Raw genomic sequence first — 14,626 nt, 5'->3', positions numbered from 1 at the left:
TTAGGGCCTGAACATGCGTATACCCACCAAAGAGGAAATTCTTGAATGGATTTCCGAGAACCCGACCCAGACAACGAAACGTGACATTGCCCGTGCCTTTGGCATCAAGGGTGCTGCCCGTATTGATCTTAAGCGCGTGCTGCGTGAGCTCGAGGCCGAAGGGCATCTGCAAAAGCGTAAGAAAACCTATCGTGATCCGGACAAGTTGGCACCGGTGGCGGTGTTGCAGATCACCGGGCCTGACGACGACGGTGATCTGTTTGCGCGTCCGTTGGAGTGGCACGGTGAGGGCGAGGAGCCGCGGGTTCTGGTGATCACACGCGCCAGTGACCCCGCGCTGGGTCAAGGAGATCGTATTCTTGGACGTCTCACAGAAATCAACGGTGAAGAGCATGCCTATGAAGCGCGTCTGATCCGTCGCATCGGCACCAACCCGCGCCGCGTATTGGGTGTTTATCGCCAGACGCACGAGGGCGGCCGCATTCTGCCCATCGACAAAGGCGACGGCAAAGAATGGCAGGTTTTGAGCGACCATTCTGGTGGTGCCAAGGATGGTGAATTGGTTGAGGCGGAACAATCTGGCCCCAAAGGGCGGCTGGGACTGCCGCGGGCCAAGATTGTGGCCCGTCTTGGTGATCCGAGCGCGCCAAAGGCGGTGTCATTGATCGCAATTCACCAACATGGAATACCTGACAGGTTTCCTGACGATGTGATTGAAGAAGCTGACAAGGCCAAGCCGGCGCCCTTGGGTGCGCGCGAAGATTTGCGCGATATGCCGTTTGTCACCATCGACCCGGCGGATGCGCGGGACCATGACGATGCATGTTGGGCGCATTCCGATGACGACCCTAAGAACACGGGCGGGCATGTGGTTTGGGTCGCGATCGCGGATGTGGCGGAATATGTCCGCCCTGGCGCGGCGTTGGATCGCGAAGCGCGCAAGCGCGGCAACTCCAGCTATTTCCCTGACCGCGTGGTGCCGATGCTGCCTGACCGGTTGTCTGGCGATTTGTGCTCGCTGCACGAAGGCGTTCCGCGTGCGGTATTGGCCTTGCGTATTCAGGTGACAGACAAAGGTGAAAAGATCGGGCATCGGTTTGTGCGGGCGATGATCCGGTCCGTTGCGTCGCTCAACTATGGCGAGGTGCAGGCCGCGCATGATGGCCAGCCAAGTGCGCGCTGCGAACCGCTTATGGACGAAGTGATCTCTCCGCTTTACGCCGCTTACGAGGCTTTGACCAAGGCGCGGGCTGCTCGACAACCGCTTGAGCTGGACTTGCCGGAGCGCAAGATTGTGTTGACCGATGAAGGCGAAGTGGATTCGGTGGCGTTTCGCGACCGACATGATGCGCACCGGTTGATCGAAGAATTCATGGTGTTGGCCAATGTTTGTGCCGCTGAAACTCTGATTGCTGCTAAGTCGCCGTTGTTGTTCCGCGTGCACGAAGAGCCAAGCCCGGAAAAGCTGGATGCGCTGCGGGAAACCGCTTCGTCGGCAGGGTTAACTTTGGCGAAGGGGCAGGTGTTGCAGACGCGGCATCTGAATGCGCTGTTAAAAGCGGCCGCCGGAACGGATGAGGCGGAGTTGATCAACCTGTCGACGTTGCGGTCGATGACGCAGGCCTATTACAGCCCGTCCAATTTCGGGCATTTTGGTCTGGCGTTGATGTCTTATGCGCATTTTACGTCGCCAATTCGCCGTTACGCCGACCTGATCGTGCACCGCGCGTTGATCACGGCGCATGGGTGGGGCGAGGACGGATTGTCGCCCGAGGAAGTTGAGACTTTGGAAGGCACGGCTAAGCATATTTCCGAAACTGAACGGCGTTCAATGTTGGCTGAGCGCGATACGTCGGATCGATATTTGGCGGCCTATTTGTCTGAACGGATCGGGGATGAATTCACCGGGCGGATCAGCGGGATTGCGCGGTTTGGTGTCTTTGTGAAGTTGGATGAAACTGGCGCGGATGGGTTGATCCCGATGCGCGAGCTCGGGAGTGAATATTTCCAGTTTGACCACGACTCAAATACGCTGATCGGGTCTGACACCGGGTTGGTGATTGGTCTGGGGCAACGGGTTACGGCGCGCCTGGCCGAAGCGGCGCCGGTAACTGGAGGTGTCGCGCTTGAGCTGATCTCGCTGGATGGCGAGCCGGTCAAGCGCGGGTCGGGCGGCCGGGGTCGTGGCCGCCCAGTGCGGCGCAAGGCCACAAAGGCCAAGCGCAAGGCTGATAAAGTTAAGCGGAAAGTGTCTCGGCAACGGCGTTAGTAGCTGTTGAGAACTTTTGCATTGATGGGTAGATCGCGGCGCGCACTCTGCTGACATATGCTGTCAGGGTGTGGCGCGACGCGACGGCTCTTTTGATATCTGTTTCGACCGGCAAGGTCATCAGCATGTCGAGAACCGGTGCGATGGCGGCATCAGCGGCAGTGGGCAGATCTCCGAACAGGAACGGACCACGGCCAAGCGTTAGCTCAATCGCGTCGACATCCTTGACCAAACGATGCAACCGGTCGGCGGGGTCAAATTGGGCAATGCCATGTGCCATAAGGCCAGCGCGCACGTGCTCTTGGACACCGTTGGCCACATCAGCGCGCGCAGGGGCGGGGACATCGGCAAAAAAGGCTTCACGCATGATTGGCCAGATTTGTGGGTCAAGCCAGCGAGAATAGACTAGCCCGGTGCGCAGGTTTTCCTCGGTCATGCGGATCAGAGCGTGAGCGATGGCCCGGTCCTGGTCGCTGACACCGGGATAGAAATCTGCACCCAGTGCCTCGAGATAACCCTGAATATGATGGCTGTCGGGGATCAGGCGATCACCAGCGCGCAATACCGGTGCGCGGCCCAAAGGTAGAATGGCGAGATCCTGAACCAGCTCCGGTTGCCAGTCCTGACCAGCCATTTCCAACAGGCACATGGCCTTGAGGCAGAACGGCGAGTGGGTGGGACTGGTTGCGTCGCCGGGGAAAGTGAGAAGGGTGAGCATGTTTTGTCTCCTACATGTGATGCTGTTGTCGATCTAACAGAGGCTCTTGTCAGTTTCTGTCAGTAGGGTGCAGTATGATGTGATCATGGCTAGAACCGATCGATTGTTTCACTTGATGCAGGCATTGCGAAACCTGCCACCACCAGCAACCGCCCAAGCGCTTGCGGATGAGACGGGTGTGTCGGTGCGCACGATCTATCGCGACATTGATAGTTTGCGAGCTTTGGGCGCGGTTATTGACGGCGAGGCCGGGTTTGGCTTTACGTTGATTGAAGATGCAACTTTGCCGCCATTGGGCTTTGTTCCCGAGGAGATAGAGGCGCTGGTTGTCGGCTTGCGCGAGGTGATGGAGGTGGGTGATCCAGCGTTGGCAGAGGCGGCGCAATCGGCACTAAATAAGTTGAAAGCGCGCCTGCCAGAGGCACAGGCGCATCGGCTGAGACATGCGGTGCTGACGGCGGTGCGGTTCAATCGGCCACCTGCGCCGGGCATGGATGCAGGGGCATTGAGGCAGGCGACATGGGACGAAGCGACGGTGCGATTTGCCTATGCGGATGTGGAGGGGCGCAAGACGGTGCGCGAGGTCGACCCGCTTTCGATTGTGTTCATGCAGGCAAGTCATTGTCTGATGGCCTATTGCCATTTGCGGCGCGATTACCGTGTATTCAGGTTGGATCGCATGTCGGACATGGAGCACACCGGCGGATCGTTTCGCCCGCGCCGGGTGCCGATGCTGCGCGAATTTCAGACGCGGCTGAAGGCGGAAAATCCGAGATAGGCGGTAGTCGGCTTGGGGGCGGCGCAACACTTTCCCGGCTAGCGGAATCGCTTTAGGCTGATCTCAAAACGAGCAAGAGGCGCATTATGAGTATTCCGGGTTTGACCACGCGATGGGCAGCTATTGGTGCAATTTTGACGGCTGTATCTGTTGAGGCGAGCAGCCCCGACACCTCTTTACGTCCTGTGCCGCGCCCAGTGGCGAAAGCTACGGTAGCTGTCAAAAAGGACACTTTTGAAGAATGGATTGTGGAGTATCGAGCACGGGCGATTGCCTCTGGGATAAGGCCGAGTGTTTTTGATAGCGCCTTTGATGGCGCAAAATTCGATGCAAAGGTGATCCAACGAGATCGCAATCAGTCTGAATTCACCAAGACGATCTGGGACTATCTGGACAGCGCCACGTCGGACCTGCGTGTGAGTAACGGGCGGGCGGCTTTGCATGGCCAAAGCGACAACCTTGAAAAAATTGAGCGCGCTTATGGTGTAGACCAGCAGGTGATCGTGGCGATCTGGGGGCTTGAAAGCGCATATGGCACGTTTCGTGGGTCTAACTCCGTAATCTCGTCTTTGGCGACGTTGGCCTATGACGGCAGGCGGGCCGCATTTTTTGAAGAGCAGCTGACGGCTGCGCTGACTATTCTGCAAAGTGGCGATGTGGGGCCAAAGGCGATGACAGGCAGCTGGGCCGGGGCGATGGGTCATACGCAATTCATGCCAACATCGTATCTGGAATATGCAGAGGATTTCACAGGCGATGGCAAGCGCGATATCTGGTCAAATGATCCACGTGATGCCTTGGCGTCGACGGCGGCCTATCTGAAGGCGTTTGGTTGGACCAAAGGGCAGCCTTGGGGTGTTGAGGTCACGTTGCCGGATGGGTTTGATTACACGCAGGCGCGGCGTGACAGCCAAAAAATGCCAAGCGCATGGGCGCAACTGGGTGTTTTTGCAATGGACGGTCAGGCGGTGCCCAATCATGGGAAAGCGTCGGTGCTCGTACCGGCTGGTGCCAAGGGGGCCGCGTTCCTGATTTTTGACAACTTTGAGGTATTGGAGAAGTACAACACGGCGGATGCCTATGTGATTGGCGTTGGTCATTTGGGCGACCGGATCATGGGCGGCGACAAGTTTCAAGCCGAGTGGCCACGAGAGGATCGCGCGTTGACCTATAATGAGCGGATCGAGCTGCAAGAGCTGCTGACTGCGCAAGGGTTTGATACCAAAAAGATAGACGGCAAAATCGGGCCTCTAACGATCGATGCCGTGCGCCAGTTTCAGAAGTCAAAGGGCATGATCCCAGACGGATACGCATCGTTGAGCATTCTGAAACTGTTGCGGTCGTGAGTATCTAAATCACGGTGACTTTGGTGCCCAAAGGGATCACGTTGTAGAGATGCTCGACATGGGCGTTTAGCATTCGGATGCAGCCATTTGACGATGGTGTGCCGATGGATTTGGGAACATTTGTGCCGTGAATTCGAAATAGCGTGTCGCGATTGTCCTGGTAAAGGTACAGGGCGCGCGATCCGAGCGGGTTGTTCGGTCCACCGGGCATACCATCCGCAAATCGGGCGTATCCGGGGTTACGTTCGATCATTTCCTTGGTCGGGGTCCAGCTTGGCCATTCGACCTTGCGTTGGATCACGGCGTCGCCTGAAAAGTTGAGACCTTCTTTGCCGACGGCTACGCCGTAACGGATCGCGTTACGCTCGTCCTGCATGTGGTACAGATAGTACGCTTGCGTCGTCACGACGATTTGACCGGGTTCAAAGCCGAGCTTCTTTTGCACCCGCACCTCTTTGGGGCGAAGGTGTTCCATCAGTTCGAAGGAATCGTTCTGCGCCGCGTTCAGGATCTGTGGCGTTGCCAGAGTGGCGGCGGCGGTGGCGATAAAATGGCGTCGTTTCATGGCTCGTCTCCTGCTCTGAACCTAGCATGACATGGGATTGGGCCATCTGAAAAGGGTTGGTAGTATGACGCTGATCACATGTTTGATATCGGTCACAGCAAAACGGGCGCCCACTGGCGCCCGTAAGATCGCAATATCTGATCTCGTTATCCTGGTGACAACCCGCGCAAGCGCTCGGAGCGGCGGCGGAGCAGTTCGACTGTCGTCAGGAGCGCGATGGAGATCACCACAAGGATTGTCGCCACAGCGAGGATGGTGGGGCTGATCTGTTCGCGCAGGCCGGTGAACATCTGCCAAGGTAGCGTTTTCTGGCTGGCCGACCCAACAAAGAGCACTACGACAACCTCGTCAAAGGACGTGATAAAGGCGAAGAGGCCACCGGAGATTACGCCCGGCAGGATCAGAGGCATTTGCACCCGGAAGAAAGTTGTAACCGGGTCTGCGCCCATGTTGGCGGCTGCACGCGTGAGCGAGCGGTCAAAGCCAACCAGCGTTGCAGTGACAGTGATGATCACAAACGGAATGCCAAGCACGGCATGTGCCAGCACAACCTTGATGTAGCCAACAAACGTTTTGGGCAGGCCTAGCGTGCCCTCCAACCAGTTGCCGATGTCCGAGTAGAAGAAGAACATGCCGGTGGCCGAGATGATAAGCGGTACGATCATCGGAGAGATCATGATCGCCATGATCGCGCGGCGCCCCGGTACGTGGGACTGAGACAGGCCGATGGCGGCGAGGGTTCCCAAGCTGACCGAGATAACTGTCGCGATTGGCGCAATGATCAGCGAGTTCTTGAACGACCGCTGCCATTCGTTGTTGGTGAAGAAATCCTGATAATGCTTGAGCGAGTAGCCTGCGGGATCAAATCTGAGCATTTCCGGGGTGAATGTGAAGAAATCCTGAGCGTTAAAACTGAGCGGCATGACGACCAAGATCGGAGTGATCAGGAAGACAAATATTGCACCACAGATCACGCGGAATCCGTAGTGCCAGAGCACCTGGCCCGGGGTCAGATATGGCAAAAGACGCGCGCGATACCGGCCCTCGTAGAGCCAATAGGTGAACCAGTGAAAGAGTTTGCCAAATATCACCCCAAGGATGAGTCCGGGAATGCCGCCAAAGTAGAAGCCGAGCACGGCAACGACGGCGATAGATATCCATTTGGACAGGTTTTCATTTTTGAGCACGGTGATGAAGAACCACCCCATTGCCGCAACGAGAGCGGCACCGATCAAGATGCCAAGGAACCCTGATCCGTTGGCAGTGCCGACAAACAGACCAAGAAAGCCGCCCGCCGCCGCGATGCATGGGATTACAAGCGAGAGGGGCTTGCGAGAGATAGGTGTAAGAGCCGCCATGATCGTTATCCCAGTTTCACATTGTCGATGCCTACAATCTTGTCATAGGCCCAATAGAGGACCAGCACGACAGCCAGCAGGATCGTGCCCAGTGCGGCCGCGAGGCCCCAGTTGAGTGAGCTGGAGATGTGGTAAGCAATTCGGTTAGAGATAAAGACACCTTTGGTGCCGCCGACGATTTCGGGGGTGATGTAGTAGCCAATGGACAGAATGAATACGAGGATCGAACCCGCACCGATACCTGGCACCGAGAGCGGAAAGTAGACCCGCCAGAAAGCTGTCCAGTTGGTTGCACCCATGGACTTAGCGGCACGCAAATACGTTGGCTGGATGGTTTGCATCACCGAGTACATGGGCAGGATCATAAAAGGCAGCAGGATGTGGGTCATTGCCACAACCGTGCCAAACTGGTTGTTGATCATCACAAGGCGCGCATCGTCAGCGACCAGCCCAACCCAGACCAGCACCTCGTTGATCACGCCCTGTTGTTGCAGCATCACTTTCCACGCGGACGTGCGTACCAAGAGCGATGTCCAAAATGGCAGAAGTACGAGAATCATCAGGACATTGGCCTGCCGCATTGGCAAGTTTGCCAGAATCCACGCGACCGGATAGCCCAGCACGATGCAGGATACGGTGATGATCATTGACATGATAAGCGTGCGCTGGAACAGCTTGATCAGGATGCGCTTGTCTTCGGGTTGCGACATGGCGCCATCGGGTGTGCGCTGCATGTCGATAGCGTTCAGAAAGTAGCCATTTGTAATATCAACCGAATGGGTTTTGATCGTTGCCCATGTTCCGATTTCGCCCCACTTCTTGTCGATGTCGATCAGCTGTTCCTTGAAAGGACCATCTGTAGCCGGATCAAGCCGCCTGATCTGGCGGCCCGATTTGCGAAACAGCGACGACATGCCGGTTTGCTCGTAATTGAGGCGGCTGCCAAGGCGCGTGTGCCTTTTGGCCTCGATTGCGACAACCATGTCCGAAACAAATGCCGCATAAACTGTTTCGTTGGGTAATTCGCCGGATTGAGCATCCCAGTTTTGTAGCTCAGCCACGGTCAGCGGGATGGTTTCCGAAACCATGCTGTTTTCGACGGAACGAAACAACATTGAGCCGATGGGAATAATGAAGGAGACAAGGACAAAGATTAGCAGAGGTGCAATGAGCGCCAGCGCACGCATCTTTTGCAGTCGGAGGGCACGGGCAAGGCTTTTTTTGAGTGGCGTGCCATCGGCGGCCAACATAGGCCCGTCTGGTTTGGATGCGTCTGTCATTTGGTCCCCGTTGATCTTTTATTGTGAGCCGTGTGCTCAGAGGGTGTGGGGTGGAAAGGGCCAAGCCTGGCCCTTTCCGCTATCCGAAAGTTGGATTACTTGGCCAGCCACGCCTGGAATTTGGCGTCTATGTCGTCGCGGTAGTCAGCCCAGAACTCGTAGTTGTAGAGGAACGTGTTCTTTGCGTTTTCCGGGTCGGTTGGCATGTGTGGTGCCATTTCGATACCCAGTTCTGCGTGTTTGCCAACCAACGGCGCCGACGAGGCACGTGCAGGACCGTAAGAGATCCACTTGGCCTGATCCGCCAAGCGCTGGGTGTCGGTTGCGAACATGATGTAGTCCAGCGCACGCTTCTGGCGCTCTTCACTCAGACCGGCAGGGATGATCCAACCGTCAAGGTCAAACACCTGTGCGTCCCAGAGCATGGCAACGGGCTGTTTCTGTTCTTCGATGACCGAGAAAAGGCGACCGTTATAGGTGGATCCCATGATCACTTCGCCATCAGCCAGCAGCTGAGGCGTGTCAGCACCGGCCGACCACCAAATCACGTCGTCTTTGATGGTGTCGAGCTTAGCAAGCGCCTGATCCTGACCTTCGGGTGTGCCGAGAACGTCGTACACGTCGCCCTTTGCAACACCGTCACACAGCAGAGCCCATTCCATGTTATTGATCGGGCGCTTTTCGAGCGAGCGTTTACCAGGATACGCATCAGTGTCGAAGACGGCGCAGATATCAGTTGGTGCTGTGTCACCCACCAAGTCGGTGCGATACCCAAAGGTAGTCGAATAAACGATTTGAGGGATAAAGCACTCGGAAACCAGAAGGTCGCCGAAATCATCGGCTGCCGAAGTCCCGTCGGGCGCAGCGGCCAGCATTGTGTCAGGATCGATTTCCATTGCCAGACCTTCGTCGCAGAGACGGATTGCGTCTGCTGCAACCACGTCAACAACGTCCCAGGTAACGTTGCCCGCTTCATTCATGGCGCGCAGCTTGGCAACGGCTTCGGCCGAGCTGTCATCGTTGATGATGGTGACGCCGGTCTTTTCGGAATAGGGGTCGTGGTATGCGTTTTTCTGCGATTTGGAGTATGCACCACCCCAAGATACGATTGTCATTTCCTCGGCAATCGCCGCTGGCGCAACCAGTGCCGTGGTCACGGCTAGCGCGGTGAGTTTGGTTTTCATGATTGGTATTCTCCTTGTTGAAATTTATTGTTGTTCCGGGTCTAGCGCCCGGTTCGATGTGCGTACGAGCGCCGACAATGTCCCTTGTCAGGCGTCCAGTGCGCGACAATCTTCGGGCAACCAGCCGATTTCGATCTGTTGACCTGGCTTGAGGCGTTCGACGTCAGGTGCGTTCCGAGTTTTGATGATGAACTCGTCATTTCCAGCGACGTTCAAACGTGTGCGGAAAATGTCGCCCATGTAGATGAACTCCATCACTTCCGCCTTTAGCGTGTGGACGCCTTCTTGAAGGCGCTCTTTGTTGTACTCAACGCGTTCCGGGCGGATAGACACACGGGTACGCGCACCGGGGATGACCGAGTCGTGCACCGGCATACAGTCGATCAATTCACCATCGTCCAGTTGCACCAGAGCGATACCATTGTTGATCTCTTTGACCACACCTTCGAGCGTATTGTTTTCTCCTATGAATTGAGCCACGAAGCTGTTCTTTGGCTGTTCATAAAGTGTGTCTGGTGGATCAAGTTGCTGAATGCGACCGTCGTCGAATACGGCAACCCGATCGGACATCGTAAGCGCTTCGGTCTGGTCGTGGGTCACGTAAACCGTGGTGATACCGAGGTTGTGCGCAAGATTCGTGATCTCGAACTGCATTTTTTCCCGCAGCTGCTTATCGAGCGCGCCCAGCGGTTCGTCCATGAGGACAAGTTCGGGTTCAAACACCAGCGCGCGGGCCAGAGCAATTCGTTGCTGCTGTCCGCCAGAAAGTTGTGCAGGGCGGCGACCGCCAAATGCGCCCATCTCGACCATGTCGAGCGCGTTTTTGACCTTTTGTTCGCGTTCAGATTTGCCCATTTTTCGCACTTCGAGCGGAAAGCTGAGGTTTTCAGCGATCGTCATGTGCGGGAACAGCGCGTAGTTCTGAAATACCATTCCGATCCCACGCTTGTGCGGTGGGATATTGTTGATCGACGTGCCGCCTAAACGGATATCTCCGTGGGTAGCTGTTTCAAAGCCAGCCAGCATCATCAGGCAGGTCGTCTTGCCTGAACCGGACGGACCCAGCATTGTCAGAAACTCGCCTTTTGGCATTGTCAGGTTGAGATCTTTGACGACGAGATTTTCGCCATCATAGCTTTTCTGCACGCGTTCGAATTCGACGAACACGTCGTTTGCATTAGCATCGGCCAAAACCGGCTCCCCGTTTTCTTCGCGCATTATTTGCGCTTATTTGCAAATGTAAGCATACCCGGGTGGGTATAGGCAACACCACAGCATAGGCTTTACCTTACGTTCGTAGGGGTCGCCTTTGGGTTACAAAACGACGCATCTTTGCCAAAACCGGCACAAACTAAGGCGTTTGAGAGGTTTCCTGACGATGTCTTGGCTGTGTTTGGTTCCGCCAAAAATACTAGCAGAAAATTCCAGTTGCCTTGATCTCAAGCAACGTTTGATCCAGTGCGCGCCGTGCGCGGTTGACGAGAACGTCAATTTCATCAGGCTGAATCACCAAGGGTGGCGCGATTATCATCCGGTCACCAACATGGCGCATGACGAGATTGTTTGCGAAGCAAAACTCTCGACAAATCAGGCCGACGGTACCAGCAGTTGCTGCAAAAGGTGCGCGAGTAGATTTGTCGGGCGTCAACGCGATAGACCCCATCATACCGACGATCTTGGCCTCGCCGACAAGTGGGTGATCTGAAAGAGCTTCCCATTTTTGTTTCAGATGTGGCCCCGCAACGTCTTGTACATGGCCGATGACATTTTCCTCTTCCATAATGCGGAGGTTCTCTAGCGCTACCGCTGACGCAACGGGATGGCCTGAATAAGTGTAGCCATGGTTGAATTCTGTAGAGCCAACAACATTGGCAACTTCGTCACATACAATTGACCCACCAATTGGTGCGTAACCAGAACTCAGCCCCTTTGCGATAGTCATGATGTGCGGTGTCCATCCAACCGTTTGTGAGCCAAACCAATTGCCGGTGCGACCAAAACCGCAAATCACTTCATCTGCGATCAATAGGATGTCGTACTTGTCACAAATGCGCTGAATTTCCGGAAAATAGCTTTCTGGCGGTAGGATGACACCGCCGGCCCCTTGAATCGGCTCTGCAATAAACGCAGCTACGCGATCCTCACCAAGTTCCAAAATGGCGTGTTCCAATCCTTGGGCGCGCGACAGGCCAAACTCATTGGGCGACATATCACCACCTTCAGTCCACCAGTTGGGTTGGCCAATATGGTAGACGTCTGGGATCGGTAGGCCACCCTGCTGGTGCATTGGGACCATACCCCCGAGGCTGGCGCCGCCAAGAGTCGAGCCGTGATAGGCGTTTTTTCGTGAAATGATGACGGATTTGTTCGGCTTACCCTTGGCCGACCAATAGTGCCGTACCATTCGTATATTCGTGTCGTTCGCCTCTGAGCCTGAACCGGCAAAGAACACATGGTTGAGGTCACCTGGCGCCAGTTCCGCCAGTTTGGCTGACAATGCGATAGCTGGCACATGAGTGGTCATGAAGAATGTGTTATAATACGGGAGTTCGCGCATTTGGCGTGCAGCTACATCGGCCAATTCATCGCGCCCGTAACCAATGTTGACGCACCACAATCCAGCCATCGCATCGAGTATTTCGTTCCCGTCGCTGTCGGTCAAAGTGACGCCTTTAGCGCGCGTTATTATGCGTGCACCGCGCTCCGACAGTTCATGCTGATTTGAAAACGGATGCATGTGATGCGCACAGTCCAGAGCCTGAAGTTCAGATGTGGGCATGTGATTGGTGATCATCGTCATGGCATTTCCCGTTTTGGTGAAATGGGCGGAGTGGACGGTTTCAGAATATGATCAAATTATGCGCTGTCAATCTGTCTAGCAAGCTGGGCTAATCAAAGAAGCGCTGCGCGCAATTGGTCCATACCCTGCAAAACGTCTTGGCGAATGGCGTTGGCTGTGGCTGTTGCGTCACGCGATCTTAACCCTGCAAGTGCACTCTTGTGATTGTCTGCCAAGTTCTGAGTTCCAAGGCGGCCGCAGACGATGCGCATCGAAGGACCAAACCGTAGCCAAAGCGTGTTGGCGACGTGGTTCAGCATTGGAGACTTTGCCATCGCGTATAGTGTTTCGTGGAAGGCGTGATTGTAGCGAAGATAGGCCGGAATGTCTCCTCGTTGTATCGCTGTGTCCAGGTTGAAATCGAGTGCATTTAGCCATTCAATTTTCTCAGGATTAGGGTCATTTGCAGCAAGAGATGCAAGTTTTGGCTCAATCGTTTCGCGCAGGAAAGTCAGTTCGTTTACGGTCTCAATTGAAAGGGTTGGCACTACAACTCTTCGGTTGCCAAGGAATTCGAGCGCGCCCTCGCTTGTTAGTCTGCGAATGGCTTCTCGAACGGGGGTTATGCCTGCGCCTGTGTTCTGGACGAGGCCTTGGATGGTGACGGCCTCACCTGGTGTGAGATCGCCATATAAAATGCTTGTTCGTAGCTTTAGGTAGGCCTGAAGGTGAGCGGGCCGCCGCCGGATTTCACAGGACTCGCTGCTGACTTGGGCTGTGGCGTTCGATTTTTCAGGCATTATCCAAGTCCTGTATAGCCGCGAAAAGAGATGCTTTCGGGCAATGCGAATATAGTATGCTATGCCAAATTAATATGATCAAATAGTTCTTTTGGGATGGAGGCCTGTCTAGAAGTCCATACTTCTTAGCTTTGAGCGCGACGCAGGGCCTGCACCTCCAATTTCAAGCCTTCTTCATAGTCGCTCTGGCCTTGTTCCATCTGCCATAGACAATAGGCTGCCATGCGCCAATGGAAATGGGGCGCCAGGTTAAGATATCGAGTAACAACGTCCGGATCACCGTAGGCTTGTAAGAATTCTGACACCTCTTGAGAGGTGAGCGGGGACCCTCGATAAATCAGCTGCATTGCCGGCGACAGGAAGACCGCCAGATCCAAACATGCATCCCCCTGAGACGGGCATTGCCAGTCAATTAAGTGTAGCATGTTGTTGCTGCATATCAGATTTGCGGGAACGATATCGTTGTGAAGCAAAGACAGCTTTTCGGATTTAGGCACAACATTAGAAGGTTCGAGATCGGCGACGCCTTTAGTGTGTGTGCAAAGGCTGAGAATGCGATAGGTTTCCAGAGTTAACTCAGCACTGCCATTTGCGGTGGAACGTAATCCGGATGGTGCATCGGTATGGTGAAGACAATGCATTAAATCGGCAACACGTTTTGTACCGGTCAACCAAATTTGACCTGGGATGTATGAATAAACATTACATGTCCCGTGCGCGGTTTGAAGTGTTTCGACGAATCGAGGGGCCAAGCCATCAGGCGACAAATGATGCAAAAGGCTAGCCTCGGCAAATGCATCATTTGGGAAAAGCGGGTTTAGGGTTGACCGACAATAGAGCTTCACAACCAATGCATCCGAATTCTCGTTGACGAGCCAAGAAATGTTTGTGCGTCCCCCGGTAAGGAGACGCCATTCAGTTTGTTTGTGCAGCAAACACTGCGCTTCGACCGCAATTCTTAAGTCTTCAGGTGGTGTGGTAGGAAAAGAGTAGGCCATGGCGCTTTCCAATTCAGGCGCCGCGACGCTAGTTGAGCCAATGGCCATAGGCAAGCAAAGACCGAAACACCAGAGGTTTGCGCCCTGATCCTTCTGGTTATCGTTACTCTTTTGGAACAAATGGAAAGTCGTATTAAGTCACTTTTTCTACTCTGGAGTACGCAAGGAAATGACATGTGAGGATAGAACCTCGACGCCCCCGGGGCCGATAAGAGACGTGCCATATGGGCTACTTTGGACTTCGTTTACGTGTGTATAAACATGCGCTTGGGCTATCCCAAGGCTTTGGCCATTGGCGAAGCTTTCAACTTGAAATTCGTACAATCCATCTGGGAATGTCCCTCCGGCGTCAGTCGTACCTTGCCAAGACAGTTCTTCTGCTTCGACACCGATTGCGTAGCGTTGGACTTCAATTCCATTGGCATCCAACACGACTAGGTCCGCTTGATCGGCGATTGTGAACGGCGGAGCAATACTCGTCCACGGTAGCGTCGGCGTTGTGCCGTCGCGGGCGGCGTAAAAGTCGTCCACTTTGGCCCTTTCGATATTCG

13 protein-coding genes are annotated in these 14,626 nt (G+C 55.0%); 3 read left to right on the top strand and 10 right to left on the bottom strand.

Annotated features, from left to right (window positions below; all coding sequences use genetic code 11):
• The first annotated feature begins 13 nt into the window (after positions 1 to 13).
• The gene (gene rnr / locus CLV88_RS20985) at positions 14 to 2,269 is read left to right on the top strand and encodes a ribonuclease R (RefSeq protein WP_106610368.1); all 2,256 of its coding nucleotides are present in this window, start codon (positions 14 to 16) and stop codon (positions 2,267 to 2,269) included.
• On the opposite strand, the gene CLV88_RS20980 is transcribed toward rnr, so the two are convergent.
• The gene (locus tag CLV88_RS20980) at positions 2,238 to 2,987 is read right to left on the bottom strand and encodes a glutathione S-transferase family protein (protein WP_106610367.1); all 750 of its coding nucleotides are present in this window, start codon (positions 2,985 to 2,987) and stop codon (positions 2,238 to 2,240) included. The genes rnr and CLV88_RS20980 overlap by 32 nt on opposite strands.
• 85 nt (positions 2,988 to 3,072) lie before the next feature.
• Here CLV88_RS20980 and CLV88_RS20975 point away from each other — a divergent pair, with 85 nt between their 5' ends.
• Positions 3,073 to 3,765 carry a helix-turn-helix transcriptional regulator gene (locus tag CLV88_RS20975; RefSeq protein ID WP_106610366.1) on the top strand — a complete coding sequence of 231 codons (693 nt, stop codon included), beginning with the start codon at positions 3,073 to 3,075 and terminating at the stop codon, positions 3,763 to 3,765.
• Positions 3,766 to 3,851: 86 nt separating this feature from the next.
• Positions 3,852 to 5,111, top strand: a complete 1,260-nt coding sequence (locus CLV88_RS20970; protein ID WP_106610365.1) for a lytic murein transglycosylase — start codon at positions 3,852 to 3,854, stop codon at positions 5,109 to 5,111.
• A 4-nt stretch (positions 5,112 to 5,115) separates the two neighbouring features.
• On the opposite strand, the gene CLV88_RS20965 is transcribed toward CLV88_RS20970, so the two are convergent.
• The 9 genes from CLV88_RS20965 to CLV88_RS20925 all read right to left on the bottom strand — a co-directional run.
• Positions 5,116 to 5,676 carry a L,D-transpeptidase gene (locus CLV88_RS20965; RefSeq protein ID WP_207797117.1) on the bottom strand — a complete coding sequence of 187 codons (561 nt, stop codon included), beginning with the start codon at positions 5,674 to 5,676 and terminating at the stop codon, positions 5,116 to 5,118.
• 146 nt (positions 5,677 to 5,822) lie between these two features.
• Positions 5,823 to 7,034 (bottom strand): ABC transporter permease, encoded by a 1,212-nt coding sequence (locus CLV88_RS20960; protein ID WP_106610364.1) that lies wholly within the window; start codon positions 7,032 to 7,034, stop codon positions 5,823 to 5,825.
• A 5-nt stretch (positions 7,035 to 7,039) separates the two neighbouring features.
• The gene (locus CLV88_RS20955) at positions 7,040 to 8,314 is read right to left on the bottom strand and encodes an ABC transporter permease (protein ID WP_106610363.1); all 1,275 of its coding nucleotides are present in this window, start codon (positions 8,312 to 8,314) and stop codon (positions 7,040 to 7,042) included.
• A 95-nt stretch (positions 8,315 to 8,409) separates the two neighbouring features.
• The gene (locus CLV88_RS20950) at positions 8,410 to 9,498 is read right to left on the bottom strand and encodes an extracellular solute-binding protein (protein ID WP_106610362.1); all 1,089 of its coding nucleotides are present in this window, start codon (positions 9,496 to 9,498) and stop codon (positions 8,410 to 8,412) included.
• 87 nt (positions 9,499 to 9,585) lie between these two features.
• Positions 9,586 to 10,716, bottom strand: coding sequence for an ABC transporter ATP-binding protein (locus CLV88_RS20945; RefSeq protein ID WP_106610361.1), 1,131 nt, complete (start codon positions 10,714 to 10,716; stop codon positions 9,586 to 9,588).
• A 193-nt stretch (positions 10,717 to 10,909) separates the two neighbouring features.
• On the bottom strand, positions 10,910 to 12,298 hold the full coding sequence (locus CLV88_RS20940; RefSeq protein WP_106610360.1) for an aspartate aminotransferase family protein: 1,389 nt from the start codon (positions 12,296 to 12,298) through the stop codon (positions 10,910 to 10,912).
• 92 nt (positions 12,299 to 12,390) lie between these two features.
• Positions 12,391 to 13,077: a GntR family transcriptional regulator gene (locus CLV88_RS20935; protein WP_106610359.1), complete on the bottom strand. Its 687-nt coding sequence runs from the start codon at positions 13,075 to 13,077 to the stop codon at positions 12,391 to 12,393.
• Positions 13,078 to 13,202: 125 nt separating this feature from the next.
• The gene (locus CLV88_RS20930) at positions 13,203 to 14,075 is read right to left on the bottom strand and encodes a phosphotransferase (protein ID WP_165798969.1); all 873 of its coding nucleotides are present in this window, start codon (positions 14,073 to 14,075) and stop codon (positions 13,203 to 13,205) included.
• A gap of 147 nt (positions 14,076 to 14,222) precedes the next feature.
• Positions 14,223 to 14,626 (bottom strand): FlgD immunoglobulin-like domain containing protein (locus CLV88_RS20925; protein WP_279338371.1); only part of this gene is annotated, 404 nt, incomplete at its 5' end.

Source organism: Shimia abyssi (assembly GCF_003014475.1).
Taxonomy (GTDB): domain Bacteria; phylum Pseudomonadota; class Alphaproteobacteria; order Rhodobacterales; family Rhodobacteraceae; genus Shimia; species Shimia abyssi.
Note: the sequence above shows the minus strand (reverse complement) of the source record. Positions and strands in the feature narration are given on the sequence as shown.